The 24,157-nt window shown below is 75.7% G+C and carries 22 protein-coding genes; 9 read left to right on the top strand and 13 right to left on the bottom strand.

Annotation, left to right across the window (positions count from 1 at the left end; all coding sequences use genetic code 11):
• Positions 1 to 81 precede the first annotated feature (81 nt).
• Entirely contained in the window at positions 82 to 1,431 is a 1,350-nt protein-coding gene (locus PGN05_RS22805) for a diacylglycerol/lipid kinase family protein (protein WP_419754871.1), read from the top strand.
• A gap of 103 nt (positions 1,432 to 1,534) precedes the next feature.
• On the opposite strand, the gene PGN05_RS22800 is transcribed toward PGN05_RS22805, so the two are convergent.
• From PGN05_RS22800 to PGN05_RS22785, 4 genes are all read right to left on the bottom strand, one after another.
• Positions 1,535 to 2,824 (bottom strand): PP2C family protein-serine/threonine phosphatase, encoded by a 1,290-nt coding sequence (locus PGN05_RS22800; RefSeq protein WP_419754870.1) that lies wholly within the window; start codon positions 2,822 to 2,824, stop codon positions 1,535 to 1,537.
• 98 nt (positions 2,825 to 2,922) lie between these two features.
• Complete coding sequence (locus PGN05_RS22795) at positions 2,923 to 3,279, bottom strand: hypothetical protein (protein ID WP_419754869.1); 357 nt, start codon at positions 3,277 to 3,279, stop codon at positions 2,923 to 2,925.
• Between the two features lie 7 nt (positions 3,280 to 3,286).
• Entirely contained in the window at positions 3,287 to 4,072 is a 786-nt protein-coding gene (locus tag PGN05_RS22790) for a GAF and ANTAR domain-containing protein (RefSeq protein WP_419754868.1), read from the bottom strand.
• Between the two features lie 90 nt (positions 4,073 to 4,162).
• Complete coding sequence (locus tag PGN05_RS22785; protein ID WP_419754867.1) at positions 4,163 to 4,882, bottom strand: ANTAR domain-containing protein; 720 nt, start codon at positions 4,880 to 4,882, stop codon at positions 4,163 to 4,165.
• 370 nt (positions 4,883 to 5,252) lie between these two features.
• On the opposite strand from PGN05_RS22785, the gene PGN05_RS22780 reads away from it, so the two are divergent.
• Positions 5,253 to 5,969, top strand: a complete 717-nt coding sequence (locus PGN05_RS22780) for a Crp/Fnr family transcriptional regulator (RefSeq protein ID WP_419754866.1) — start codon at positions 5,253 to 5,255, stop codon at positions 5,967 to 5,969.
• 117 nt (positions 5,970 to 6,086) lie between these two features.
• Here the strand turns inward: PGN05_RS22780 and PGN05_RS22775 are convergent, their stop codons facing one another.
• The gene (locus PGN05_RS22775; protein WP_419754865.1) at positions 6,087 to 7,772 is read right to left on the bottom strand and encodes a SpoIIE family protein phosphatase; all 1,686 of its coding nucleotides are present in this window, start codon (positions 7,770 to 7,772) and stop codon (positions 6,087 to 6,089) included.
• A gap of 179 nt (positions 7,773 to 7,951) precedes the next feature.
• Positions 7,952 to 8,995, bottom strand: a complete 1,044-nt coding sequence (locus tag PGN05_RS22770; RefSeq protein ID WP_419754864.1) for a site-specific integrase — start codon at positions 8,993 to 8,995, stop codon at positions 7,952 to 7,954.
• 116 nt (positions 8,996 to 9,111) lie between these two features.
• Here PGN05_RS22770 and PGN05_RS22765 point away from each other — a divergent pair, with 116 nt between their 5' ends.
• Both PGN05_RS22765 and PGN05_RS22760 read left to right on the top strand, forming a co-directional pair.
• Positions 9,112 to 10,293, top strand: a complete 1,182-nt coding sequence (locus tag PGN05_RS22765) for a hypothetical protein (RefSeq protein WP_419754863.1) — start codon at positions 9,112 to 9,114, stop codon at positions 10,291 to 10,293.
• 108 nt (positions 10,294 to 10,401) lie between these two features.
• On the top strand, positions 10,402 to 11,034 hold the full coding sequence (locus PGN05_RS22760; RefSeq protein ID WP_419754862.1) for a dihydrofolate reductase family protein: 633 nt from the start codon (positions 10,402 to 10,404) through the stop codon (positions 11,032 to 11,034).
• A 109-nt stretch (positions 11,035 to 11,143) separates the two neighbouring features.
• Here PGN05_RS22760 and PGN05_RS22755 read toward each other — a convergent pair whose 3' ends face one another.
• Together PGN05_RS22755 and PGN05_RS22750 are read right to left on the bottom strand one after the other, a co-directional pair.
• Positions 11,144 to 11,893: an alpha/beta fold hydrolase gene (locus tag PGN05_RS22755; RefSeq protein ID WP_419754861.1), complete on the bottom strand. Its 750-nt coding sequence runs from the start codon at positions 11,891 to 11,893 to the stop codon at positions 11,144 to 11,146.
• Positions 11,894 to 12,171: 278 nt separating this feature from the next.
• Positions 12,172 to 12,357: a nuclear transport factor 2 family protein gene (locus PGN05_RS22750; protein WP_419754860.1), complete on the bottom strand. Its 186-nt coding sequence runs from the start codon at positions 12,355 to 12,357 to the stop codon at positions 12,172 to 12,174.
• Positions 12,358 to 12,435: 78 nt separating this feature from the next.
• On the opposite strand from PGN05_RS22750, the gene PGN05_RS22745 reads away from it, so the two are divergent.
• Entirely contained in the window at positions 12,436 to 13,233 is a 798-nt protein-coding gene (locus PGN05_RS22745; protein WP_419754859.1) for a MerR family transcriptional regulator, read from the top strand.
• Between the two features lie 88 nt (positions 13,234 to 13,321).
• The gene (locus PGN05_RS22740) at positions 13,322 to 14,155 is read left to right on the top strand and encodes a CmcJ/NvfI family oxidoreductase (protein ID WP_419754858.1); all 834 of its coding nucleotides are present in this window, start codon (positions 13,322 to 13,324) and stop codon (positions 14,153 to 14,155) included.
• Positions 14,156 to 14,179: 24 nt separating this feature from the next.
• Here the strand turns inward: PGN05_RS22740 and PGN05_RS22735 are convergent, their stop codons facing one another.
• Positions 14,180 to 15,649 carry an FAD-dependent oxidoreductase gene (locus PGN05_RS22735; protein WP_419754857.1) on the bottom strand — a complete coding sequence of 490 codons (1,470 nt, stop codon included), beginning with the start codon at positions 15,647 to 15,649 and terminating at the stop codon, positions 14,180 to 14,182.
• A gap of 160 nt (positions 15,650 to 15,809) precedes the next feature.
• Between PGN05_RS22735 and PGN05_RS22730 the strand changes: the two genes are divergently transcribed.
• On the top strand, positions 15,810 to 16,169 hold the full coding sequence (locus PGN05_RS22730) for a carboxymuconolactone decarboxylase family protein (RefSeq protein WP_419754856.1): 360 nt from the start codon (positions 15,810 to 15,812) through the stop codon (positions 16,167 to 16,169).
• Positions 16,170 to 16,178: 9 nt separating this feature from the next.
• Here the strand turns inward: PGN05_RS22730 and PGN05_RS22725 are convergent, their stop codons facing one another.
• Both PGN05_RS22725 and PGN05_RS22720 read right to left on the bottom strand, forming a co-directional pair.
• Positions 16,179 to 17,207 (bottom strand): HEAT repeat domain-containing protein, encoded by a 1,029-nt coding sequence (locus PGN05_RS22725; RefSeq protein ID WP_419754855.1) that lies wholly within the window; start codon positions 17,205 to 17,207, stop codon positions 16,179 to 16,181.
• Positions 17,194 to 17,880 (bottom strand): HEAT repeat domain-containing protein, encoded by a 687-nt coding sequence (locus PGN05_RS22720; RefSeq protein ID WP_419754854.1) that lies wholly within the window; start codon positions 17,878 to 17,880, stop codon positions 17,194 to 17,196. The genes PGN05_RS22725 and PGN05_RS22720 overlap by 14 nt, the downstream gene beginning before the upstream one ends.
• 237 nt (positions 17,881 to 18,117) lie before the next feature.
• Here PGN05_RS22720 and PGN05_RS22715 point away from each other — a divergent pair, with 237 nt between their 5' ends.
• The gene (locus tag PGN05_RS22715; RefSeq protein WP_419754853.1) at positions 18,118 to 19,443 is read left to right on the top strand and encodes an MFS transporter; all 1,326 of its coding nucleotides are present in this window, start codon (positions 18,118 to 18,120) and stop codon (positions 19,441 to 19,443) included.
• A 126-nt stretch (positions 19,444 to 19,569) separates the two neighbouring features.
• The gene (locus tag PGN05_RS22710; RefSeq protein ID WP_419754852.1) at positions 19,570 to 20,556 is read left to right on the top strand and encodes a rod shape-determining protein; all 987 of its coding nucleotides are present in this window, start codon (positions 19,570 to 19,572) and stop codon (positions 20,554 to 20,556) included.
• A 4-nt stretch (positions 20,557 to 20,560) separates the two neighbouring features.
• Here PGN05_RS22710 and PGN05_RS22705 read toward each other — a convergent pair whose 3' ends face one another.
• Both PGN05_RS22705 and PGN05_RS22700 read right to left on the bottom strand, forming a co-directional pair.
• Positions 20,561 to 23,509 carry an FtsW/RodA/SpoVE family cell cycle protein gene (locus PGN05_RS22705; RefSeq protein WP_419754851.1) on the bottom strand — a complete coding sequence of 983 codons (2,949 nt, stop codon included), beginning with the start codon at positions 23,507 to 23,509 and terminating at the stop codon, positions 20,561 to 20,563.
• A 21-nt stretch (positions 23,510 to 23,530) separates the two neighbouring features.
• Positions 23,531 to 24,157: hypothetical protein (locus PGN05_RS22700; RefSeq protein WP_419754850.1), on the bottom strand; the 627-nt coding region annotated here is incomplete at its 5' end.

Raw genomic sequence — 24,157 nt, 5'->3', positions numbered from 1 at the left:
GCCGCGAGCTGACCGAGGGGGACGTCGATGTCCGGTCCGAGCCGCAGGTCCGCCCCGCGCTGGCGCCGCAGCGCCGCAGTCGTGGCGCTCGCCGCCGCGGTGTGGATCCTCCTGCTGGTCGTCGTCGTGGCGTTCGACGACTTCCCGCGCGGCCTGCTCCTGCTCGTGTGCGCCGCCGTGGTCGCGGCCGGGGCCTGGGAGGGCGTCCTGCGCCGGGGCTGGGCGCGGGTGGGTGCTCTCGCCGTCGCCGGCGCCGCCCTGGCGGGCGGGGTCCTGCTGCTGGGTGACGACGGCTACCGGCAGAGCCTGGTGCAGCTCGGTCTCGGGGCGCTGGTCTGGCACGCGGCGGCCCGGGTGGCCTTCCGGCCGGACGTCGTCCTGCCGGCCGCGGCGCCCCCGCGGCGGCCGGTGCTCGTCGTCAACCCGCGGTCCGGCGGCGGCCGGGCGGCCGAGGTCGGCCTGGCAGCTGCGGCCCGGGCACGGGGCATCGAGGTGGTGGAGCTGCACGCCGGGGCGGACCTCGAGGCACTGGTGCGCGAGGCGGTCGACGCCGGAGCGGACGCCGTGGCCATGGCCGGTGGCGACGGCTCGCAGGCCGTCGTGGCCGCCCTCGCCGCCGAGGCGGACCTGCCCTACGCCTGCATCCCCGCGGGCACGCGCAACCACTTCGCCCTCGACCTGGGCGTGGACCGGGACGACGTGGTGGGAGCGCTCGACGCCTTCGTCGACGGCGGCGAACGGGTGGTGGATCTCGCCGAGGTCAACGGCCGGGTCTTCGTCAACAACGTCTCGCTGGGCGTCTACGCGGAGGCCGTGCAGCAGGAGGGCTATCGCGCCGCGAAGCTGCGGACCCTGCTGGGCACGGTGGCCGCCTCGCGGGCCCCGGAGGGCGCCTCGCAGGACCTCAGCTGGACCACCCCGGGCGGCCGCACGCTGCGGGGCGCGACGGTGGTCATGGTGAGCAACAACCAGTACCGGCTGACCGGGGCGGCCGGTGCGGGCAGCCGGCCGGCCGTCGACCGGGGACTCCTCGGGGTGACCGTGCTCGACCCGCCGGTCAGCGGCGAGCGGCGACGGCGCCGCCCCTGGCGACAGTGGGAGACCCCCGACTTCCGCGTCGAGGCGACCCGTCCGGTGCCGGCGGGGATCGACGGCGAGGCAGCCCTGCTCACTCCCCCCGTCGTGTTCCGGAGCCGGCCGGCGGCGCTGCGGGTGCGGGTTGCCGCGCACCACCCCGCCGCCTCACCGTCGGCGATCGAGCCGGTCGGTGCGCTCCCGGCGCTGCGGGCGCTGCTGCGCATCGCCGGCGGAGGCGACCCGCGGCAGCGACCCCCCGGTGTGCCCGCGGTCCGGCAACCGGCCCCCGACACGCCGCCACCCGGTGCGCCAGGGGCCGGCGCCCGCGGCCGGAGCGACGCGGAGCCCCTCTGACGGTCCGGTTCCCGACGGCACGGACGGGTCCCCGCCGCTGGTCGGTCGCACCCGGCAGCTCCGGATCCCGCGCACCGCGTCCTCGCGGATCGACGGCCGCGCCTCAGCCGGTGGGGGTCGCCTCGGGGATGTCACGGTCGAGTTCGTCGTTGCGCGCTGGGCCCTTCCACTCCAGGAGGAGGAGCGAGGCGTCGTCACTGGTCCGCCCCGAGCGCGCGGCCATCAGCGCGTGCGAGAGCCGCCGCACCGTCTCGGCGCAGGTCAGGTCGGCCGCGGTCGTCTGCTCGATCAGGTCGCGCAGCCGCTCCTCGCCGAACTGCTCACCGCCGGGCAGGCGCTCCTCGACGACCCCGTCGGTGAAGAACAGCACCCGGTCCCCCGGCTCGAGCTGCGCCGTCTGCACGACAGGCGTGCCGGACCCGAAGCCGACCGGCCGGCTGACCGGCCCGGTGAGCTCACCGACGACCCGGCTGCCGCGGACCCACAGCGCGGGCGGGTGCCCGGCGTTGACCCAGCTGAGCAGCCCGCTCTGGGTGTCCAGCCGGCCCAGCTGGGCGGTCGCGAAACGGCCCGGGAACGACGTGGCGACCGCCCGGTCCATCGCCGGGTACAGCGCGGTCAACGGGAGCTCGGCCAGCCGCCCGTGCCGGTAGGCGGCGATGATGACCGTGGCCATCGTCGCGGCCTCCAGGCCGTGGCCCATCGCGTCGAACACCGCCACGTGCAGCACGTGCTCGTTGAAGGCGTAGTCGAAGCTGTCACCACCGACCTCGTAGGCCGGCTCCAAGCTCCCCGCCAGGTCGATCACGGGGGTGCTCATCGACAGCGGCGGCAGCATCTGCCACTGCATGTGCGCGGACACGCTGAGCGGCCCGGCGGTGCGTACCCGGGTGAACGCGTCGGTGTAGCTGTCGTTTGTCACGATCATGTCCGCCACCAGGCCGGCCAGCCGCTGGGCGAGCTGCCGGTCGTACTCCGTCAGGCGCGGGAGCGTCAGGCCGAGCACCCCCACGCGGTTGGACCCGTCCAGCAGCGGCAGGTGCAGCCGGACCGACCCGTCGGGAAGCGGTTCCTCGACCGACTCCTCGGTGCTGAACGCCCGCCCGGCCACGCTGTCGGCGATGGAGAGCGGATCGCCGACCAGCTCGGGCCCGGTCAACGGCCGCAGGGTCAGCTGCGAGAGGTCCTGCAGGTGGATGCTGACGTCGGTGGCTCCCGCGATCCGCGCCTCCTGGCCGATCAGCCGGCCGGCCATCCGGGGTGCGATCAGGTGCACCCGGTCGAGAAGGGCACCCAGCAGCCTCTCCCCCACGCTCTCAGCTGCGGGCCGTCCTTCGTCCCGGTCGATGAAGCCGGCCTGCGGCTCCTCGCTCGCCGTCACCTCCACGATCATGGGCAGACACCGGCGCGGACAAACGCGCCGATGCGTCGGCCTCCCGTCATCGGCGGTGACCGGTCACGGCGTGCCGCCAGCGACTTCGCGCGGGCTGTTCAGGCCCCCTGATCGGCGCGCGGATCGTCGCCGGAACGAGGTGCCCGCGACGACTCGCCGAGGAGCTCGTCCGCGAGTCGCCGGAGACGGTCGTCGTTCCAGCCGTCCCCTGGCGTCGGTGTGGACAGCGGGATGAGATAGGACCGGTAGAGGTCCGTGAGGGCCTCGTTGAGGGTCTGCGCGAGGACGTCCTGCTGGAAGGCGTCCAGGGGCACCAGGCCCTGCAGGTAGCCGTCGAGGTCGAAGGCGTCACCGGTGCCACCCAGCGCGAGGTAGCCCAGCCACAGCTCCTGGACGCTCAGCTGGGCGCGGACGCGGGCGGCGTCCATGCGTCGGTAGCGGTCGTCGCCGGTCACGGGTTGCTCAGCTGGTGACGGAGCCGCTGTTGCGCGCGGCCACCGCGGCGAGCAGGGCGCGGGCCACGTCCTCGACGGAGCGCTCCGACTGGCGGGCGGTGGCGGCGAGGGTGGCGAAGGCGTCCTGCCGGCTGCGGGCGCCCTGGGCCAGCAGGACGCCGGTGGCCTGGGCGATGGCATCCCGGCCGGCCAGGGCGTCGGTGAGCTGCCGGCTGAGCCGGCGGGCCGCGGCCAGGCTCTGGGTGTTGGCCAGCAGGATCGCGGCCTGGGAGGCGAGCAGGCGCATGACGTGTTCGTCCTGGGGGCCGTAGTTCATCGGGCGCTCGCAGTAGACCTTCATGGCGCCGATGGACTCGTCGCCCCCCGCCAGGAGGGGGGCGCTGAGCACGGAGCGGACGCCCAGCCGGCTGACTGCCTCGTTCCACCGTGGCCAGCGTCCGTCGGTGGTGGTGTCGTCGACGCGCACCAGTTCCCGGTTGCGCCAGGCGGTCAGGCACGGCCCTTCGTCGTACTCGTACTGCAGGGTGTCGGCCTGTTCGGCGGCGGAGTTCGAGGCGGCCTTCGAGCGTGTGCCGTGCTCGTCGACGAGGGTGACCGCTGCGCCGAGCGTTCCGGCGGTGGCGGTCGCGGCCAGGGTGGTGACCAGCTCGAGGGCGGTGTCGACGGTCTCCCGGGACAGCAGCAGGCCGGACATCTGGCTCAGCGCCCAGGTCAGGTCCACCGACGGTGCGGAGCTCCGCTCATCGGATGGCGACGTCGTCGGGTCCTGGCCGGGGGTGGTGGGCTCGGTCATCGGTGTTCCCGTCCGGCGGTGGCGGTGGATGTCGCAGGCGGCGTGTGGACAGCGGTGGCGGTGCCGGCCACGGGCCGGCGGTCGTGCGGTTCAGGGGCTCAGCTCGCCGGTGAGCACCAGGTCCTCGGCCAGGTCGCGGACCTTGCGGTTAGCGCGCATCGAGGCGCCGGCGAGGAGCCGGAAAGCCTGGTCAGCGGTCACCTTGTGCCGCTCCATGAGGATTCCCTTGGCCTGCTCGATGGCCGCGCGGGACTCCATCGCCGTCCGCAGGTGCTCGGCCTGGTCGCGGGCGTCCTGCAGCGCGTCGATGTTGCTCAGCGCCACGGCGGCGTAGGCGGCGAAGTCGGCCACGGCCTGCCGGTGCTGGTCGGTGAGGGCAGCGGCGGCCGGGGAGTACACGTTCAGGCACGCGGCCAGCTGTGCGGCGGGCACCGGCGCCGCCAGCGAACTGAGCGCACCGGACCGGAGGAACGTGGTCATGTACTCCGGCCACCGGGTCTCGGTGCGGCCGTCGGTGACCTCGACGAACTGCCCGCTCAGGGCAGCGTCCATGCAGGGGCCGTAGCCCTGCCCGTACTGCGCCTCGTCCAGGTGCAGGGCCAGCTCCCCGGTGGAGGCCGCGGTCGTGGGCCGCTGGTCGCGGAGCACCGTGATCGAGACCTCCGCCCCGGCGGGCATCACCCGCCTGACCAGGCCGACCACGCGCTCGAGTACCGACTGGAGGCTCTCGTCGGCCAGCACCAGACGTGCGAGCTCGTCCAGCGCCTCTCGGGTGCCCGGCGGACTCGGCCCGCCCACGGAACCTGTCATCGGGCCTCGTCCTCCCTGGTTGCGGCCGACCGGAGAACACCTCCGCCCCCGCAGACGGTGGGACGTCCGACTCGTTCCTGGGGCCCGGGCGGAGGGCCGCCCTCGACGGGGTCGAGCAACGCCGACCAGCTGACACCCCCGAGCCCACTCGGCGATCGTCGGGCTGGTCTGGTGGCTGAGTGCACGGTACCCGACACAGCCGCGGGGGAGACCCGCGCGGCGCCCCGCAGCGGAGCTCGTCGCCGTCTGCCACCATGGGGGTGCCCCGAACGCAGGAGCAGCCTCCGCCTGAGCACGTCGACCTGGACGAGGGATCACCTCGCCCCGCCGAAGGTCCGGCCCAGGCAGCGCCGCACGTAGGAGCCCGCTCGTGGCCATCGACGCCACCACCGCACGCCGCAACACGGTCCTGGCCGGTCTGGACACGCAGGCGCTCGCGCCGCTGCTGCCCGACCTGTCCGAGGTCCCACTGCCGTTGGGGCAGGTGCTGCACGAGCCGGGCCAGGCGATCGCGACCGTGTACTTCCCGCTGCTCGGCGTCGTCTCCGTCCTCGCCGACCTCGGCGACGGTCAGGTCGTGGAGGCCGCCACCATCGGCCGGGAGGGCATGGTCGGGATCTCGGTGTTCCTCGACGCCAGCACCCCGACCGAACGGTCCCTGGTCCAGGTCGCCGGTCGGGCGCTGACCATGAGCGCCGAGGACCTCGGCGAGCACCTCGCCGACGCGGACGGCGCGCTGGCGACCCGGCTCGCCCGGTCGGCGCAGGCGATGTTCTCGCAGCTGGCGCGCAACGCCGCCTGTAACCGCGTGCACACCGTGCACCAGCGGGCCGCACGGTGGCTGCTGATGACCGCCGATCGCATGGACAGCCCGAGCTTCGACCTCACCCAGCACTTCCTCGCCCAGATGCTCGCCGTACGCCGGACCTCGGTCAACGAGGTGGCCCGGTCCCTGGCCGAGGACGGCTGCATCACCTACACCCGCGGCGCCATCACCGTCACCGACCGGCCGCGGCTGCAGGCCCAGGCCTGCGACTGCTACCAGGCGATCCGCCGCGACACCGACGCGGCACTGGTGGCTCGGTGAGCACCCCCGGGTCCGAACGCCTCGCAGGCTGACGCGTGCCGTCCCCGCCGTCCGGGGCCCCCACCCGTCGCCGGGTGGACCGGTCACCGCTCGCGCAGCGACGCCGCCCCCACCTCGCTAGCCGTCCTCCTCGGGGTGGCAGCGGACCGCGAGCAGGGCGATGTCGTCGTCGGCGCGGCCGGGGACGATGCGGTCGAGCAGCCGGTCGCACAGCTCGTCGACGGGCACGTCGGCCAGCCCGGTGAGCTCGCCGATGAGCCGGGCGAGTCCGGTGTCGATGTCGACCCGCCCGTGCTCGACCAGGCCGTCGGTGACCAGGAGCAGGGTGACGCCCGGCTCCAGGGGCGCCTCGTGATCGGTGCGCACGGTCGGCTCATCGAGGCCGAGAAGACGCTCCGGCGCGCTGTCGAGGAGCGCCACCGTGCCGTCGGGGTGCAGCAGCAGCGGCGGCAGGTGCCCGGCCGAGGACCAGCGCAGCGTGCGGTGCCCGGTCCGGGCCTGGTGGGCCGGCTGCTCGATCCGGGCGACCAGGGCGGTGGCCAGGGTGCCGAAGCCCAGGCCGGTGAGCACGCGGTCGACCCGGGTCAGGGTCCGCGCGGGGCTGTCCGGGCGGTCGTAGGCGAGCGTCCGGACCGCGCTGCGCAGCTGGGACATCGCCGCGGCCGCCTCGACCGAGTGCCCGGCCACGTCCCCGACGACGAGCAGGGTCGCGCCGTCGGGCTGGGGAAACGCGTCGTAGAAGTCGCCGCCGACCAGCGCGTGCGCGCTGGCGGGCCGGTAGCGCACGGCGATCTGCAGGTGGTCCGGTTGCGGCGGCGGGGTGAGCAGGCTGCGCTGCAGGGTCTCGGCGACCTTCTGTTGCCGGCCGTAGAGCCGGGCGTTGTCCAGTGCCAGCGCGCCGCGGCGGGCGGCCTCGACGGCGGTGGCGATCTCGATCTCGGTGTGCGGCGGCCGCGGGCCGGCGTTCATCAGCGCCAGCGCTCCGAAGGTCTCGCCGCGGGCGCGCAGCGGCACGATCGTGCAGCTGGTCGCGTCCAGCCGCCGCCACGCCTCACGCACCGCCTCGGTCGGCAGCGAGGGCGCGACCAGGGCCTGCTCGATCGTGGGCAGTTGCACCGGCTCGCCGGTGAGCAGCGCGTCGACCATCGCGGCGTCGTCGCCGGGGCCGCGCAGCCGCCCGGTCATGTAGGTGTCCAGGTCGGCGCGGCGGGCCGGGTCGCGGTGCGCCCAGGCCTCCTCGCCGGGCCCCCCGTCCTCGCCGATCAGGAGGACGACCGCCCAGTCCGCCAGCCGCCGCACCCCCAGCTCGGCCAGCTGGCCGGCCGACTCGCCCCGGTCCAGGGTGGTGATCAGCGCCTCGGACACCTCGGCGAGGAAGCGCAGCCGGTCGCGGTCGGCGTCCTCACCCCCCGCCCCTGGTTCGCCGGTCGCGTCCGCCGGCCCCTCGGTCGGCAGGTCGGCGGCCTCCCGGAAGCAGACCTGCAGCAGGTCGCCGACCAGCTCCGCGGACGCCGACAGCCACCGGCCGGCGGGGGCGTAGAAGCCGCGCCAGGTCACCGGCGTGCCCACGGTCCGGGCGTGCAGCAGGAAGCTGTGGAACACGCTGCCGGCCACCTCGGGCAGCGCGATCCACAGGTTGCGGCCAGCCAGCTCGGCGGCGCGGGCACTCAGCAGCCGTGCCGCGGCGGGATTGGCGTAGCGGATCGTCCAGTCGCCGTCGAAGACGGCGACGCCGTCAGGCAGCCGCTCCATCGCCGCGGCCAGCCACGCCGGCGGGAGTCGGTCTGCGGGGGGCTGGCTCACCTCTGCTCCATCTCGACGGTCAACGACCTCCTGCGGCAGAGGACAAGGCCGCAGGGTACCCGCGCTGATCCGCTGCGCACGGGGCTCCTCCGGTCCGACCCGACTCCTGCTGCTCGGCGTCGTCCGGGGCCGTGGCGGAGCCGGGCGACGATCGAGGTGGCCCGAGTTCCAGGGGCCGCTCAGAGGCCGAGCCGGGCGGAGGCAGGAGCCGCCCAGCGGCTGCTGGCGTCGTATCCCCGCAGGGTGGTCACCGACGCCCACCGGCCCGTGCGGGCCAACTCGCGCTCGCTGACGCCGGCCTTGTAGCCCTCGGTCGCGAACGACCGGCGCAGGCTGTGCGGGCTCAGCCCGTCGAGCGGGACGCCGGCGTGCTCGGCGGCCCGACGGAGGACGAGCCGTACCGACGACCTCGCCATCCGCGTCGCGCCGATCCGGGGCGGACTGCCCCGCCCGACGCTGCGGAACAGCGGCCCGGGGGCGCCACGGAGCCCGGCCGCGTCGATCCACGCCTGGAGGGCGCGCACCGGGCAGGTCTGCTCCCGCACCCCGGGCGCCAGGGCGAGCACCTCGCCGGCACCCTCCTGGTCGGTCTTCGACCAGCGGACGGTGACGTCGAGGCCGCCGTGCCCGGCCGGCGCCAGGTCGCTCACGTCGAGCCCGCAGGCGTCCGAGGCCCGGAGCCCCAGCGCGAACGACGTGAGGATGAGCGCCCGGTCGCGCAGCCCGGCCGGCCCGGCCGGGAGGTCCTCGACGAGGGCGCGGATGGTCTGGGTGTCGACCGCACGGGCCTTCTTCGGACGGCGGCCGCCGCGCGCCGCCGCGCGTCGGATGCCCCGGAGGACCTGCCGGGTGCCGGGGTGCTCGGACGGACTGGGGTGCCCGGCCTCGCGGTGCGCGTGCCCGATGCCGGACAGCCGCCGGGCGACGGTGCGGGGGCTGGCTCCTGCGTCGCTGAGCTCCGCGAGGTAGGCCGCGACCGCGGCGTCGGCCGCGGGCAGCGGTGCGAAGCCGCGCTGCCGCGCCCAGGCCGACCAGGCGCGGAAGTCCGCGGCGTAGGCCTTCCGCGTGGACTCGGCCTTGGCCGCGGTGAGGTAGCGCCCCACCGACTCGACGTCCCCGGGCAGCACCAGGCCGCCGTCGGTGACATCGGCCGCGGTCGTCACCAGCACGCCGTCGCGGGGGTGCGGCGCGGGCTCACCGTGCACGGGCAGGTCGGACTCCATAACAGCTGATTATGGAGTGCGCGGACCGCGCTCTGCGCGAGCGCCGGCCCCGACTTCGTCCGTTCGTCCGTTGAGTGCTGTCGCAGCGACGGACGAACGGCCGCAAACTGGCCGGCATGAGCACCGGCAGGACGACGTGCGCCTTTCCCGGCTGCGACCACGCCGTGGCGCCGCCCCCGCCGACCGGAGGGCGCTCGTCCTACTGCGCGCGCCCCGACCACAACCGCACGACCGCCTTCGCCGCCCGCCGGGCGGAGGCCGCCGCTCGCGCACCTGCGGCGCCGGAGACGCCCGCCGTTGCGCAGCCGGGTGCCCGCACCGCCGCGACCCTGAACGAGGTCGCCGACCGGCTCCGACAGACGCTGACGGGGATCGAGGACCAGGTGGAGCGGGCCCGGGAGGTGCTGACCAGGGCCGCCGACGCGGAGCTGCTGGAGGCGGAGCGGGCGGCCGTCCGCAGCGACGCGCGACGCGAGATCGCCGAGGCCGAGCAGCGTGCCTCCGTCGCCGACCGGGTGCGGGCGGTCGCGGAGAAGGCGACGCGGGAGGCGCTCGAGGCCGCGGCGGGGGCCGCCGCCGACGCCCCCGCCGCCGGGGACGAGACAGCGCCCGCCCGGGACGAGGCCACCGCCGCCCGGGCGCCCACCGACGCCGCGGAGGCCGCAGCGCAGCGGGCGCGTGCTGACCTCGCCGCGGCCGCAGCCGCCGCGGAGGGGGCCGAGGCCGCGCGGCAGGAGGCCGAACGACGACGGGACGCGGCGCTGCGCGACGCCGAGTCCGCCCGCGGCGAGGCGGTCCGGGCGGCGGAGGCCCGGGACCGCGCGCTCGCCGAGGCCGGGACGGCACAGGAGCGGGCGACGGCCGCCGAGGCGGGGCGCGACCGGGCGCTGGAGGCCGAGCGCGCGTCCCGGGCGGCCGCCGAGCGCGCGCGGACCGACGAGGCGCGGGCGGTCAGCCGCGCCGAGCAGGCGGAGTCGGCGATCCGGCTCGAGACGACCGCCGCGGAGGGTCGGGTCCGGGCGGCGGAGGCCCGGGCCGAGGCCGCGACGGAGCAGGCGAGAGCGCAGGAGACGCGCGCCGAGCGCGCCGAGCGACGGGCCGAGGAGAGCCGGCGCGACCGCCTGCGGGCCGAGGAGGCGCGGGACCGGGCACTGGCCGACGCGTCGGCAGCCTGGGCCCAGCTGCGGGCGGCGACGCGCTCACCCGAGGCCGGGAGCGAGGCCGGGGAGGCGACTCGGGCGCGGTCCCCGGAGGAGGGCTCACCCGATCCGGCGCCGCCGAGCGACACGGCCGAGTAGCCACCCGGCGACCGCTCCCCCTTGAACAGGCCGGGGCCCGCGCGAGACCGTGCTCGATCGGGACCGCAGCGGGAGCCACCACCGCCGACCGTCGAGGGAGCAGCCGCCGTGTCACTCGTCCGCGTCCACGACTTCGCCATCTCCCTCGACGGCTTCGGCACCGGGGAGGGCCAGAACGCCGAGGCGCACTTCGGTCACGCCGGGGACCGGCTGCACCGGTGGATGTTCGCCACCCGGTGGTGGCAGCCCGGCGGGAGCGGCGGCGTCGACGACGTCTTCGTCCGCCGGCACGATCCGGGGATCGGCGCCGAGATCATGGGGGCCGGGAAGTGGGGCCACCCCGGATGGCACGAGGACCCGGAGTGGAGGGGCGCGTGGGGTCCCAACCCGCCGTTCCACACACCGGTCTTCGTCCTCACCCACCACCGGCGCCCGCCGATCGAGATGGAGGGCGGCACGACGTTCCACTTCCTCGACGCTCCGCCTGCCGAGGCGCTCGAGGCGGCCCGCGAGGCGGCGGGGGGCGGGGACGTCCGCATCGGCGGGGGTCCCACCGTGCTCCGGGAGTTCCTCGCTGCCGGGCTCGTCGACCACCTGCACCTCGCGGTGGTCCCGATCCTGCTCGGCCGCGGCGTGCGCCTCTGGGACGGGCTCGAGGGCCTCGAGGAGGACCACGCGGTCGAGACGACGTCGTCGCCCAGCGGCGTCACGCACGTGACGTTCACCCGTCGGGGCGCCTGACCCCCGCCCGACCGACGACCCGCAGCCCCACGCCGCGGCCGGCGACCCGTCGGCGTCGGCCGGTACCCGCGGGGCTCCGACGACCACCTCGCGGGCGCCGGTGGCCCGGTCAGCCCGCCGTCGCGCGCGCGGCCTCGTCGATCAGCTCGGCGACGGCACGGGGTTGGGAGACGGGAACGGCGTGGGAGGCGTCGATCTCGACGGTGCGGGACGAGGCCCGCTCGGCCATGAAGCGCATGGCGTCGGCGGGGATGGCGCGGTCCTGCAGGGTGACCATCGTCCACGAGGGGATGGTCTTCCAGGCGGTCCGCGTGGCCTTCCCCTCCAGGGCGTCGGCGACGACGGGTCGCTGGGCGACGGCCATCAGCGAGGCGACGTCCGGGGGGACGTCGGCGGCGAAGACCTCGCGGAACGCGTCCTGCTCGATGGACAGGTCGGTGGCCGTCCCGCCGTCCGCGGTGGCGACGGGCACCGGGCGCAGGGCCGGCCCGAGCTGACCTCCCGGGAACCGGGCGGCCAGCTCCGCGGTGCTCTCGCCCTCCTCGAGCAGGAAGCTGGCGACGTACACCAGCGCCCGCACCTCCGGGTTCCCGTCGGCGGCCTCGCTCATCACGCTGCCGCCGTAGGAGTGGCCGGCGACCACGATCGGCCCGTCCACGCTGGCCAGGACGGCGCGCAGGTACTCGGCGTCGCTGTGCAGGCCCCGGAGCGGGTTGGCCACCCCGAGCACCGGATAGCCGCCCTCCCTGAGCCGGGCGACCACGCCGTTCCAGCTCGACGAGTCGGCGAAGGCCCCGTGGACGAGCACCACCGTGGGCGGCGTCGGGTCCCCGGGGGTCGTGGCTGTGCTGACGGACATGGGAGTGGTCCCTCTCCGGTCGGTGGTGGATGGCCGCGGGTCCGCACGGGGGCACGGGGCGGGCGCCGGACCCGGCTCGCCCGCCCGTGTCGGTCGTCGCGCTCCGGTCAGCGGGGAGCGATGACCAGCTCCGCGATGAGGTCGCCGTCCATCGTGAAGCGGTGCTCCAGGTCGGCGACGCCGCCCGGGAAGTCGCCCTCCAGCCGGTGGGCCGCCACCCACCGCGCCTCGTCGACGCGCTGCGCCCCGACGAGCTCGGTCGTGTACGTGAACTCGGCTCAGGCGTGGCGCAGGAAGCCGAGGATCGCGTCGGTCCCGCGGAAGGTCTGGCCCTGGTCGACGACCACGGCGGTGGGGCTGAAGGCGTCGATGGCGGCATCGACGTCGCGGGCCGCGTGCGCGGCGAGGTAGCCGCGGATCGGAGCCGGGAGCTCGCTGGGCGGGATGCTGGTCGGTGCGGTCATGCCCCGACGGTGCCGCCTCGCGCGGCGGGAGGGTCCAGGACGGGACTCTCCCGCGGGGGGAGGGTGCACAGTGCCCGGGTGCTGCCGATCGGCGAGTTCTCCCGCCTGACCCACCTGAGCGTGCGCACGCTGCGCCGCTACCACGACGCCGGCCTGCTCGAGCCCGCGACGGTGGACGACGCCAGCGGCTACCGCTACTACACCGCGGACCAGATCCCGACCGCCCAGGTGATCCACCGCCTGCGCGAGCTCGACGTCCCGCTGCCCGACGTCCAGCGCATCCTGCGCTCCCCCGACCCGGGTGCCCGTGCCACCCTCGTCGCCGACCACCTGCAGCGGCTCGAGTCGGAGCTGGACCGGACCCGGGCCGCGGTGGCGTCCCTGCGACGGCTGCTGCAGCCGGAGCCGGCCCCGGTGGACGTCGAGCTGCGCGCGGTTCCGGCGACCACGGTGGCCGCGGTCGAGGACGACGTGGCGCACGACCACGTCGTCGCCTGGTACGCCGGCGCCATGGCCGAGTTGGACGCCGTGGTCGACGAGCCGACCGGCGTCCCGGGCGGGCTGTACGACAACGCGCTGTTCGAGGTCGGCTCCGGACACGTGCTCGTCTACCGGCCGGCGACCGACCCCCCGCGCAGCGGCCGGGTGCACCCGGTGACCCTGCCGGCCGTCGAGCTCGCCGTCACGACCCACGTCGGCGAGCACGACGACATCGACGTCACCTACGGCGCACTGGGTGCGTGGGTGGTGGCGAACGCCCTGGCCGTCGCCGGCCCGGTGCGCGAGACCTACCGGGTCGGCCCGCGCGACACGGCCGAGCCGCGCGCCTGGCGCACCGAGATCGGCTGGCCGGTCTTCCGGGTGGCCCCGCACTGAGCCGGCGGCCGGCTCCTCCCCCGCCGGCCGAGTCCGCGTAGGTTGTCCCTCCCCAGCGGCGGCCACCCGGTGACGGAGGAGATGGACGATGAGCGCCACCGAACAGCGCAGCGAGCTCGCGCTCGAGCCGGTGCTGGCCACGATCAACTACAGCGTCCCGAGCGGCCAGCGACCGCGCCTGGACAACGACGACTACTCCCGCAGCCGCACCTTCCTGACGCCGGCCCAGATGCCCGTCGTCGACGGGGCCGGCCTCCCGACGCCACCGGCGTTGGACGCCGAGGGCTTCGCCCGTCTCGCGCACCAGGTCGACGTGAGCGGTGTCGCCGACTCGGACGACGCGCGGACCCGGTACATCGCCGACATGAAGCGCTTCATGCTCGAGCTCACCGGCGCCGACGAGGTCCTGATGGCGCCGCGCGCGGTGGTGCGCCGCCAGACCCACGTCGCCGCGACGACGGCCAACGAGACCCCGACCGTGGACTTCGCGCACTCGGACTTCTCGTTCGCCGGGGGCCCCGACCCGGTGACCGGCGGATACGGGGTGCCGTCGCGGACCGACGTCCGGCGGACCGCGCACTTCAACCAGTGGCGCCTGCTGTCACCGGGCCCGACCGAGCGTCCGCTCGCGCTCTGCGACGCGCGCACGCTGGCCGTCGACGACGTGATCCCCGGCGACTCGGTCTTCCCGGCCCGCGACTGGTCCTTCGAGATCGCGTTCATCGGCCACAACCCGGCCCACCGGTGGGTCTACTTCCCGACGCTCACCAGCGAGCAGGTGCTGGTCTTCACGCAGGCGGACTCGGAGGCCGGCCGACCGCGGGTCGTGCCGCACACCGCCTTCACCGACCCGTCCTGCCCGCCGGGGGCTGCGCCGCGGATCAGCGTCGAGACCCGCTGCATCGCCGTCTGGTACGGCTGACCCCGCCGACGGGCGGGTCCCGGTTCAGCGGGCCGGGACGTCCTCGGTCGCCGGCCGGACGTGTGCCCCCTGCCGCAGCAGCTCCCGCTGCACCTGCCCGACGTCGACCGTGGCAGCCGTCGCGCCCGTGGCGAGCACCAGCGCGGCGGCCACTCCGGCGGCCTGGCCCGTCAGCCAGCACTGCGGGATCTCCCGCATGAAGGCCTGGGTCGCGGGGTCGCTGGCGATGTGGCGCCCCGCCGCGAGCACGTTGTCGAAGTCCCGCGCGACGAGCGCCCCGTAGGGCACGGAGATGTTGGCGTACTTCTGGGACGGCGACGGGGAGACGCCGACCTCGTCCGCGTGCACGACGCCGTCCATCCACTCGGCCCGGGTCATCTTGTGCAGCCCGATCAGCCGGCGGGTGTGCCGGACGCCCAGCTGCGGCGCCGAGAGCAGGAGCCAGGCGCGCTCGAAGCCCGGCGCGTGCGCGCGGAAGAACTCCAGGTGGGCCAGCATCCGCCGCCGGGACTCGAGCTCCACCGCGGTGAGGTCGGCGACCTTCAGGGCGCTGTAGCCGGACAGCCGGGGCCCCAGGAACAGCGCCACGTCGTCCCGCCAGCCCACGAAGGGACGCTCGACGTAGCCCAGCGTCTCGCGCGCCGCGGCCATCAGCGCCGCGTGGCCGCGGGGGTCGGTCCGGCGGAACTCCAACCAGCGGCCGAAGTCCACCCCCGCCCACACCCAGCTGGTGTTCAGCGTGTGCGCGACCGGGCTCTCGTCGGTCTCGACGTCCGACTCGTACGGCGCGCCGGCCTGGGCGCACACGTCGAGGTCGCCGGTGGCGTCGACGACGACCTTCGCGAGGATCGCGCGCCGGCCCTCCTTGCTCTCGAACACCACGCCCCGGACCGTCCGGCCCTCGCGGATCGTCCCGACCACCCACGAGTGCAGCACCAGCGAGATCCCCTCCTGGTGCACCAGCTCGGCGGAGACCGTCTTCAGCCACTCGGGGTCGACCATCGGGGACCAGGTCACCGTGTCGCGGGCCGCGCCGAGCCGTTCCCGCCAGTGCTCGACGTGCACCGGGTCGGTCGACCCCCACAGCGCGCGCGGCGCACCGGCGACGGCCTCGGCGGGGAGCCGGTCGAGGATCTCGGTGGCGAACCCCGAGATCACCGGGAACCCCGTCCAGTCGGTCATCCGGTCGATCCAGATGACCAGCCCGCCCGTGGACAGCCCGCCGAGGTGGTTGTAGCGCTCGACGAGCGTGACCCGGGCACCGGCGCGGCGAGCGGAGATCGCCGCGGCACAGCCCGCCGGGCCGCCGCCGACGACGAGGACGTCGGTCTCGGCGTGGACGGGGGTGTCCCGAGCCGGCTCGTGCACGGTGCCCAGCCCGGTGGTGGCCGCAGGATCCTCGACGCGCAGGGCGCCCTCGGTCGTGTAGCCCTCCGGACGGCCCGGGTGGTACTCGCCGGCGTGGCCGTTCCCCTGCCCCGTGTCCCCCGTCATGCGCTCCCACCCCTTCGCTCGGCCCGGACGACGGCGTCCCTCGCCTCCGAGGCTCCCACGGCCTCGACCGGCACCCGCACCCGGTCCGCGCCTCGCCGACCGGGCTCCCCCGCGGCCCGGCCACCGCGCCGTGCCGCCCGCTCCCTGCCACCATTCCGGCATGGGTCACGCCCACGCCGTCCAGGAGGAACTCCGCGAACCGGCCCGCGCGCTGCGCCGCGCGATCCCCGAGGTCTACGACGGCTACCGCCGGATGCACGCCGCCGCGTACGCCGCCGGAGCCCTGGACCAGAAGACCAAGGAACTGATCGCCCTGGCCGTCGCGGTCAGCACGCAGTGCGACGGTTGCATCGCCTCGCACGCTCGGGGCGCCGTCCGCACCGGCGCCACCGCGGCCGAGGTGGCCGAGGCGCTCGGCGTCGCCATCGCGATGAACGGCGGACCGGGCACCGTGTACGGCCCCCGCGCCTTCGCGGCCTACCAGGAGTTCGCCGAGGAGGCCGACCCCCAGCAGGGCTGACCCCGGGGATCACGCCCCGTCCCCGTCCCTCCCCCGGGCCGTCGCGCGCGTCCGCGCGATGAACGCGGCCGTCTGTGCCAGGCGGTGGTCGGGGTCCTCGGTGAGGGCCTGGAGGGTCCGCCCGGCGGCCGGGCCGGGGATCTCGGCGAGGGACTGCACCAGGCGCAGCCGAACGTCGAACGCCGTGTCGGGCCGGGCGAGCAGTTCCGCGAGCGTGCCCGCGACCTGGTCGACGAGGTCCCACCGCTGGGCGACCGCACCCAGGGTCTCGGCGGCCTCGACGTCGTTCCGGCCGGCCACCACCATGCCGACGAGCACCGGGACCACGCGGGCACCGCCGCGCGCCCCCAGCGCGAGCGCTGCGGATTCCCGGACGGCCGGGTCGGTGTTCGTCAGCGCGTCCGTGAGCACGGTGTCCGCAGCGTCGCTGCCGATCTCCGCGATCGCGGCCACCGCCCGACGTCGCGTCTCGGCGTCCGCTGATCCGAGCGCGGCGGCCAGCACCCGCAGCGCCTCGTCGTTCGAACGCTGCAGGGCCCAGCGGAGCGCACCGGCCACGTTCGGATCGGCCTCCTCCAGCACCGCCTCGGCGAGCAGCCGGCCGGGCGGGACCTCGTCGCCGGCCGCGGCGAGCGCGCTCTGCTGGCGCCTCGACGCATCGGCGGAGTCCAACCCGCGCATCAGCGACACGATGCGCAGGACGTCGGTCCACTCCGTCGGTTCGCCGTCCTCCACGTGCTGCAGCCGCCGGAGGAGCTCCTCGTCGCGGGCGATGCGCTCCTGCGTGCGGGCGACGAGCTCACCCACGAGGCCCGACGGGGTGAAGCCGGGCTCGTCCAGCGCGCGCCGCAGATCCCGCAGCGACAGTCCGAGCGACCGGAGGCTCTCCACGTGGAAGAGCCGCCGGATGTCGGCGGGTGAGTACTGCCGGTACCCGCCCTCGGTGCGCCCCGTCGGCGAGACGAGGCCCACGGAGTCGTAGTGCCGCAGCATGCGGGCGCTGATGCCCGTCCGTCGCGACACCTCACCGATCAGCACGGGCCTCGTCCGGGATCGGCGCGTCCTCCAGCGCGACGATGCGCTTGGCCTCGGAGACGGCGGCGTCGAAGCCCTCGTCGGGGTCGCGGACCAGGCGCTGGGTCGCGATCGCGTGGGCCCGCACGTCGACGTCCTCGTGCTCGGCGGCCGCCCGCAGGACCGGCATCGCGGCGTCGCCCAGGGCGGCCAGGGCGCGACTGAGGCTCAGCCGGACGTCGCGGTTCCCGCGCCCCAGCCGGGCCGCCAGCGTGCCCGCCAGCTCGACCTCGCCGCCCGCGGGGACGAGCACGACGGCGGCGCGCCACGCGCTGCGGGCCACCTCGTCGTCGGCGTCGTGCAGCAGCTCGCGGGTGACCGCCGTCCACCCACGGGGGTCGCCGATCTTCGACAGGGTGTGCAGCGCCTGGCTCCGCGCCTGGCGCCCCGCTGCCCGCGTCTCCTCGAGCAGGCGCGGAACGGTGGTGCTCGCGGGGTGCCGGGTCAGCGACCAGGTGAGCATGTCGCGCACGTAGAAGTCCGGCTCGACCGCGCACCGCTCGACGAGCGCGTCGACCTGGCCGGGGTCGGGGTGTGTGCCGGCCGCGAGCGCGGTCTGCAACCGCGCCGACGGGACCGGGGAACTCAACGCCGCCCGCAACCGCGTGCCGGCCTCGTCGCTGTGCCATCCGTTCATGAGGACCTCCCGCACGAAGCGAACAGGTTCTCACCGTGTCAAGGTCAAGGGCGCTGGTGACGTTCGGCGCGATCTCGCGCCCGGTCGCCGGGGAACCGGGCCTGCGGCTTCGCCGGGGACACCACCCGGCGAAGCTGCACTTCGGGCCGCGGGGCGCGGGAGCCGTGTTGCGCCGGGACGTGCTCGGGTCTGTGCTGGAACGGCTCCGACCGGGAGCCGTCACCGAGGGAGATCCCGATGCCCCCCACCGCCGGCAGCGCCCAGGGCTCGTCCGTCCGACGCGTCATCGTGGCCAGCCTCGTCGGCACCTCGCTGGAGTGGTACGACTTCTTCATCTACGGCACCGCCGCCGCGCTGGTGTTCAACCAGATCTTCTTCCCCGAGTTCGACCCGCTCGTCGGGACCCTGCTCGCGTTCACGACCTACGCGGTCGGCTTCGTGGCCCGTCCGCTGGGCGGCGTCGTGTTCGGCCACTACGGCGACAAGCTCGGCCGCAAGAACGTGCTCGTGGTGACGTTGCTGATCATGGGCATCGCCACCTTCCTGATCGGCCTGCTGCCTACGTACGCGTCGATCGGGGTGTGGGCTCCGATCCTGCTGGTGGCGCTGCGCTTCCTGCAGGGCCTGGGGCTCGGCGGGGAGTGGGGCGGTGCGGTGCTGATGACGCTGGAGTCCGGCTCCGCGCACCGGCGCGGGCTGAACGCGAGCTGGCCGCAGGTGGGCGTGCCGATCGGGCTGCTGCTGGCCAACGGGGTGCTGTCGCTGATGGGAGCCCTCACCACGGAGTCGGCCTTCGCCGACTGGGGGTGGCGGGTCCCGTTCCTGCTCAGCGGCGTCCTGGTGGTCGTGGGGCTGTGGATCCGGCTGACGATCGCCGAGAGCCCGCTGTTCCGCGAGGTCGAGGAGCACGACGTCAAGGCCAAGGCGCCGATCGTCGACGTGCTGCGCCGGTACCCCTCCCGGGTGCTGCTCGCGATCGGCGCCCGGATCGGTGTCGACGTCGCGTTCTACACGTTCATCCTGTTCATCACGACGTACGTCGCGACGTACCTGGGGCTGCCGAGCACCTACGCGCTCAACGCCGTCCTGATCGCGGCCGCCGTCCAGGTGTTCCTGATCCCCTGGTTCGGCGTGCTGTCGGACCGGTTCGGCCGGCGGCCGGTCTACCTGTTCGGCGCGGTCGGCGCCGCGATCTGGGTCTTCGCGTTCTTCGCCCTGCTGGACACCGGCCGCTTTCTCTGGATCGCCCTGGCGACGGTGGTCGCGCTCTTCTTCCACGCCGCGATGTACGGCCCGCAGGCCTCGTTCATCGCCGAGCTGTTCCCGACCCGGGTCCGCTACACCGGCGCCTCCATGGGCTACCAGCTGGCGGGGATCCTGGGCGGCGCCCTGGCGCCCATCCTCTCGGTGGCCCTGATCGACCGCTTCGACACCTCCCTGGCCGTCTCCCTCTACGTGGTGGCGGTCCTCGTCCTCACCTCGGTGTGCGTCCTGCTGGCGCCCGAGACCTCCAAGATCGACCTGCAGGCCGACCCGGCTCCGGCAGGCTCGACGAGCCGCTGACCCCCTCCCGGGCCCCGCGCGTCGCGACCCGAACCGCGGCGAGCCCGCATCGCGGCGGCGACGGACCTGGACCGGGCACCGTCGCACCCCCAGACTGGTCCGGCTGCCAGCGGTCAGGAGGCACGGGTGGACCTCGGAATCGATCTCGGCACCGCCAACACGGTCGTGAGCGACGTCCGCCGCGGCATCGTCTTCGACGAACCCACCGTCATGCTGCTGCGCCACGGCGGTGCCCGCCGGGACAAGGTCCTCGCCGTCGGCAGGGAGGCAGCCGACCTCCTCGGCCGCGCCCCGTCCCGGTTCACCCCGGTCCGGCCGCTGCACGACGGCGTGGTCACGGACCTGGAGACGGCCCGGTTGTACCTGCGCCTGGTCCTGCAGCAGGCCGGACGGCGGGCGTGGACCCCGGTCCGCGCGGTGATCGGGGTCCCCGTGGGGTCCACCGCGCTGGAGAACCGCGCGCTGCTCGAGGCCGCGGAGGAGGCGGGCATCCGCCCGGTGACGGCGCTCGACGAGTCGATCGCGGGCGCGGTCGGCTGCGGCATCGACCCGCTCGAGCGGCGGGTGCACATGGTCGTCGACGTCGGGGGCGGCACCGCGGAGGCGGTGGCGTTCTGCTTCGGCGGCGTCCTCGCCCACCGGACCAGCAAGCTGGGCGGCGACGAGATGACGATCGCCGTCTCCCGGCAGCTGCGCGAGCAGCATCAGCTGCACGTCGGCGAGCTGGAGGCGGAGGACCTCAAGATCCGCTCCGGGACGGACCTGAACGGCTCGCTGGTCGTGCAGGGCCGGGACGCCGCCAGCGGCCGGCCGCGGCTGGCGACCGTGCAGGCCGCCGAGGTCTCCGACGCGGTGCGGCCCATCACCGACGAGATCGTCCGGACGCTGGCCGCCTCGCTGGACGACCTGCCCCCGCAGGCGATCGCCGACGTGATGGCGGAGGGCGTGCTGGTGTTCGGCGGGTCCGCGCTGGTCCCCGGCTTCGCCCAGGAGCTGGAGCGGAGCCTCGGCCTGCCGGTCAAGCTGGCGGAGGACCCGCTGACCTGCGTGGCCGAGGGCGCCGCCCGGGCGCTGCGCAACCGCCCGCTGCTGGCCGCCTACGGCCGGGGCTGACCCCTCAGGGCAGCTGGACCGGGCCGGTGGCGACGACGTCGGCCCGGTGGTCGAGGTAGTGGCGCAGGGCGTCGGCCACCACGGTCCGCGCGGTGTTGGCGCCCGTGCCCGGCCCCTGCACCAGCGCGGTCACCACGATCTCGGGGGCGCCCATCGGGGCCGCGGCCGACAGCCAGTTGTCGTACTCGTCCGCGCGCAGGCCGCCGTCCTGCGCGGTGCCGGACTTCGCGCCGGCCGGCTCCGGGAGGTCGGCCAGCCGGGTGACGGTGCCCCCGGTCACCGCCGCGCGCATCCCGTCGCGGACCGGCCCCAGCTCGCCGGCGAACGGCAGCGGCGTCGCGGCCGGCGCGGGGAGCGCGGTGAAGGTGCCGGCGTCGGTGCCGACCGCCAGGCCCAGCCGCGGGGTGACCAGGTTCCCGGTGGCGACGGCGCCGGTCCACCGGGCGTTCTGCAGCGGCGTCACCTGGATCTCGCCCTGGCCGATGCCGAGGATGACGGTGGACCCGCCGTACCACGTGCCGCCTCGCGCCTCGACCGACTCCGGGGTCCCGAGGTAGCCGGCGGACTCGGCGGGCAGGTCGATGCCGGTGCGCTCTCCCACCCCGAGCGTCCGGGCCGTCTCGGCGATCGTGTCGGGCCCGAGCGCGAGGGCGAGCTTGTAGAAGTAGACGTCGTTGGAGATGGCGAGCGACTCCACCAGGTCCATCGGCCCCATCGGCTTCCAGTTGCCGAACGTGTGGCCGCCGTAGGTGAAGCTGGCCCCGGTGGGGATGGCCCGGCGGGGCGCGAAGACCGGATGGGCCTGGTTGGCCGCCGCGACGACGAGCTTGAACGTCGACCCGGGCGGCGCGACGGCCTGGGTCACGTGCTCGAGCATCGGCGAGCCCGGCGCCTCGGCCAGGGCCTGCAGCGCCCCGGTGTCGACCGGTGGCCCGTAGACGTTGTTGTCGAAGGACGGCGTGCTGGCGATCGCGAGGACCTGCCCCGTCCTCGGGTCCATCGCGACGGCGGCCCCGATCTTGCCCTGCGGCCGGGGCTGGGCCCGCACGGCCGCGGCCAGGCCGCTGTCCATCAGCCGCTGCAGGCCCAGGTCGATCGACAGCCGCAGCTCGGCACCGGGCACCGGGTCCTGCCGCTCCCCGAGCGCGGCCGGCACGCCCGTCGGGTCGACGTAGACGCACTGCCGCCCGTTGATGCCGCGCAGCACCGCGTCGTACTGCTGCTCGAGTCCGGCTCGGCCGACGAACTCCCCCGGCGGCAGGTCGGGCCAGCGCTCCTCGTCCTCGGGCGTGGCCACCCCCGCGAAGCCCATGACCGGCCCGAGCAGGGCGCCCTGCGGATAGGAGCGGCGCGGCTCGGGGACCACCAGCACGGCGGCGATCCCGGCCGCGGTGACCGCGGCGCCGACGTCGCGGGGCACGTCGGCCACCGGCAGCGACAGCGTGGTGGCCTCCGCCGCCCCGAGCTGCGCGTGCAGGTCCGGGCGCGGCCGGCCGAGCAGGTCGGCGAGGCGGTCGACGTCCGCGGGCCGGGCGCGCAGCAGGGCGGGCACCACGAGCACGCGGTCCAGGCCGCGGCCGACGTCCGCGGCGTTCACGGCGAGCGGCTCGCCGTGCCGGTCGGTGATCGCACCGCGCACGGCGGGCAGCCGGATGCAGCGCGTCATCTGCTCCTGCCCGACGACCTGGAGCTCCTCGCCCCGGGTGCGCTGCAGCTGCCATCCGTAGACCCCGAACGAGATCAGCAGCGCCGAGAGGGCGAGCGCGGTCACCCGGACCAGCCGCGGGCGCGGGGAGTACCGGTTGGGCGCCCACAGCCGCCTCCGGGCGCCGTCCCGTCGGACCCCGAGCACGACCCCGATCGCGGCCAGGTGGACGACCAGCGCCGTGCCGCCGTAGCTGAGCAGGGGGAACGGGACGCCGGCCAGCGGCAGCAGCCCGAGGTTGGCCCCCACCGAGACGGCGGTCTCGATCCCCATGAGGATCGCCAGACCCCCGCCGACGAGCGCGCCGTGCGGGGTGCGGGAGGTCCGGCTGGCCAGCGCGAGTCGCCAGACGAGGACGATCGCGGCCAGCACCGCCGCGGCGCCGGCGGCCAGTCCCCACTGCCCGACCAGGCTGGCCAGGGCCAGGTCGGTGTCCCGCTCGGGCAGGTACTGCGCGCGCAGGCCGCGCAGCGGGTCGTCGGTCCGCCCGAACAGCCCTCCTGAGCCCACCGCGATGTGCGCCTGCCGCAGCGCCCACCCCGAGCCGGTCGGGGACTCGTGCGCGCCGACCAGGAAGGTCCCGAGGCGCTCGACCTGGTAGGGCCGCAGCAGGCTGATCAGCAGCGGCGCCGCGACCACCGCGGCGGCGACCAGCGGCAGCAGGAACCGGGCCGGCACGCGCCCGATGACCAGCATGGACCCGGCCAGGATGACGAGCAGCGTCGCGGTGCTGAGGTCCGGCTGGAGCAGGGTCAGCCCGATCGGGACGACGGCGAGCAGCACCGCCAGTGCGAAGCGCTGCCACGGCGCGCGGCCGGAGCCGAGGACGGCGGCGAGGGCCAGCAGCAGCCCGAGCTTGGCCAGCTCCGAGGGCTGGAACGTGAGCGAGCCGATCGCGATCCACCGGGTGGCGCCGTTCGCGGACAGGCCGATCGTGAGGACGCCGACGAGGAGGACGACGGCCGCCCCGTAGGCGGCCCAGCCCAGGATCCCGAGGTAGCGCACCCGGACCCGCCAGAACACCGCGAAGGCCACGACGCCGCCGATGGCGATCACCGCCTGCCGGGCGGCGAGCTCGGTCTCGCCGACCAGCTGCAGGTTCGCCAGGCCCAGCCCGACCAGCGCGAGGGCGGCGACGACGGCCAGCAGGTCGAACGCGCCGCTGCGCAGGGCCCGGCGCTGCTCCCGGGTCCGCCGTCGACCCCGCCGCGCGTCCGTCGGCGGTCCGGCCGGTCCCGAGATCGGCATGGCGTCCTCCCTCCGGAGGGGTCACTGGGCCCCGGGATCGGGCCGGCACGAGCCGACGAGCACCGGCGGGGAGGCGGCGACCGCCGGCAGGTCGGTGACGGCGAGCACCGCCAGGGCGGGGCCGGCCGGGAGCGGGAGGGTGCCCACGGCCGCCGCGCGCGTGCCCCCGGCCGGCACGGTGACCGTTCCGCCCGGCGCGGTCCCCGTGGCCCCCGTGCAGCGGTCGACGATCCGGTAGGACCAGGTCACCACCTGCGGCTCGGGTCCGGGGACGACCTCCACGAGCAGGCGCAGGCCGCAGGGGGTCTCCGGTGCGCACCCCGCCAGCGGGCGCAGGTCGACGCCGGCCACGGCTCCGCTCGCCGCCGGTGCGGGGGGCACGATCGGCAGCCCGTCGGGCTCCGCCTCGGCGGCCGGCGGCGATCCGCTCCGCCCGGCGTCCAGCAGGAGGCCGATGTCGGTGACGATGTCGTCGCGCAGGAGCACCACCTCCACCGCGACGACCCCGGCGAGGACCAGCACCGAGAGCAGCCACGCGCCGATCCGCCGGACGGGGCTGCGGGCCGCCCGGACGCCGGCGCGCCGCACCGGGGCGGCGCCGGTCCGGCCCGGCGGGCTCCCGGAGGGGCCCGCGCCGTGCCCCGCGCC

The organism is Geodermatophilus sp. CPCC 206100 (genome assembly GCF_048569675.1).
Taxonomy (GTDB): domain Bacteria; phylum Actinomycetota; class Actinomycetes; order Mycobacteriales; family Geodermatophilaceae; genus Geodermatophilus.
Note: the sequence above shows the minus strand (reverse complement) of the source record. Positions and strands in the feature narration are given on the sequence as shown.

What these genes read in the sequence shown, in the direction of transcription:
- PGN05_RS22785 (WP_419754867.1), bottom strand. Translation starts at nt 4,882, where the DNA reads ATGACAGGTTCCGTGGGCGGGCCGAGTCCGCCGGGCACCCGAGAGGCG.
- PGN05_RS22770 (WP_419754864.1), bottom strand. Translation starts at nt 8,995, where the DNA reads ATGGAGTCCGACCTGCCCGTGCACGGTGAGCCCGCGCCGCACCCCCGC.
- PGN05_RS22715 (WP_419754853.1), top strand. Translation starts at nt 18,118, where the DNA reads ATGCCCCCCACCGCCGGCAGCGCCCAGGGCTCGTCCGTCCGACGCGTC.
- PGN05_RS22740 (WP_419754858.1), top strand. Translation starts at nt 13,322, where the DNA reads ATGAGCGCCACCGAACAGCGCAGCGAGCTCGCGCTCGAGCCGGTGCTG.
- PGN05_RS22705 (WP_419754851.1), bottom strand. Translation starts at nt 23,509, where the DNA reads ATGCCGATCTCGGGACCGGCCGGACCGCCGACGGACGCGCGGCGGGGT.
- PGN05_RS22790 (WP_419754868.1), bottom strand. Translation starts at nt 4,072, where the DNA reads ATGACCGAGCCCACCACCCCCGGCCAGGACCCGACGACGTCGCCATCC.
- PGN05_RS22755 (WP_419754861.1), bottom strand. Translation starts at nt 11,893, where the DNA reads ATGTCCGTCAGCACAGCCACGACCCCCGGGGACCCGACGCCGCCCACG.
- PGN05_RS22720 (WP_419754854.1), bottom strand. Translation starts at nt 17,880, where the DNA reads ATGAACGGATGGCACAGCGACGAGGCCGGCACGCGGTTGCGGGCGGCG.
- PGN05_RS22750 (WP_419754860.1), bottom strand. Translation starts at nt 12,357, where the DNA reads ATGACCGCACCGACCAGCATCCCGCCCAGCGAGCTCCCGGCTCCGATC.
- PGN05_RS22800 (WP_419754870.1), bottom strand. Translation starts at nt 2,824, where the DNA reads ATGATCGTGGAGGTGACGGCGAGCGAGGAGCCGCAGGCCGGCTTCATC.
- PGN05_RS22730 (WP_419754856.1), top strand. Translation starts at nt 15,810, where the DNA reads ATGGGTCACGCCCACGCCGTCCAGGAGGAACTCCGCGAACCGGCCCGC.
- PGN05_RS22765 (WP_419754863.1), top strand. Translation starts at nt 9,112, where the DNA reads ATGAGCACCGGCAGGACGACGTGCGCCTTTCCCGGCTGCGACCACGCC.
- PGN05_RS22735 (WP_419754857.1), bottom strand. Translation starts at nt 15,649, where the DNA reads ATGACGGGGGACACGGGGCAGGGGAACGGCCACGCCGGCGAGTACCAC.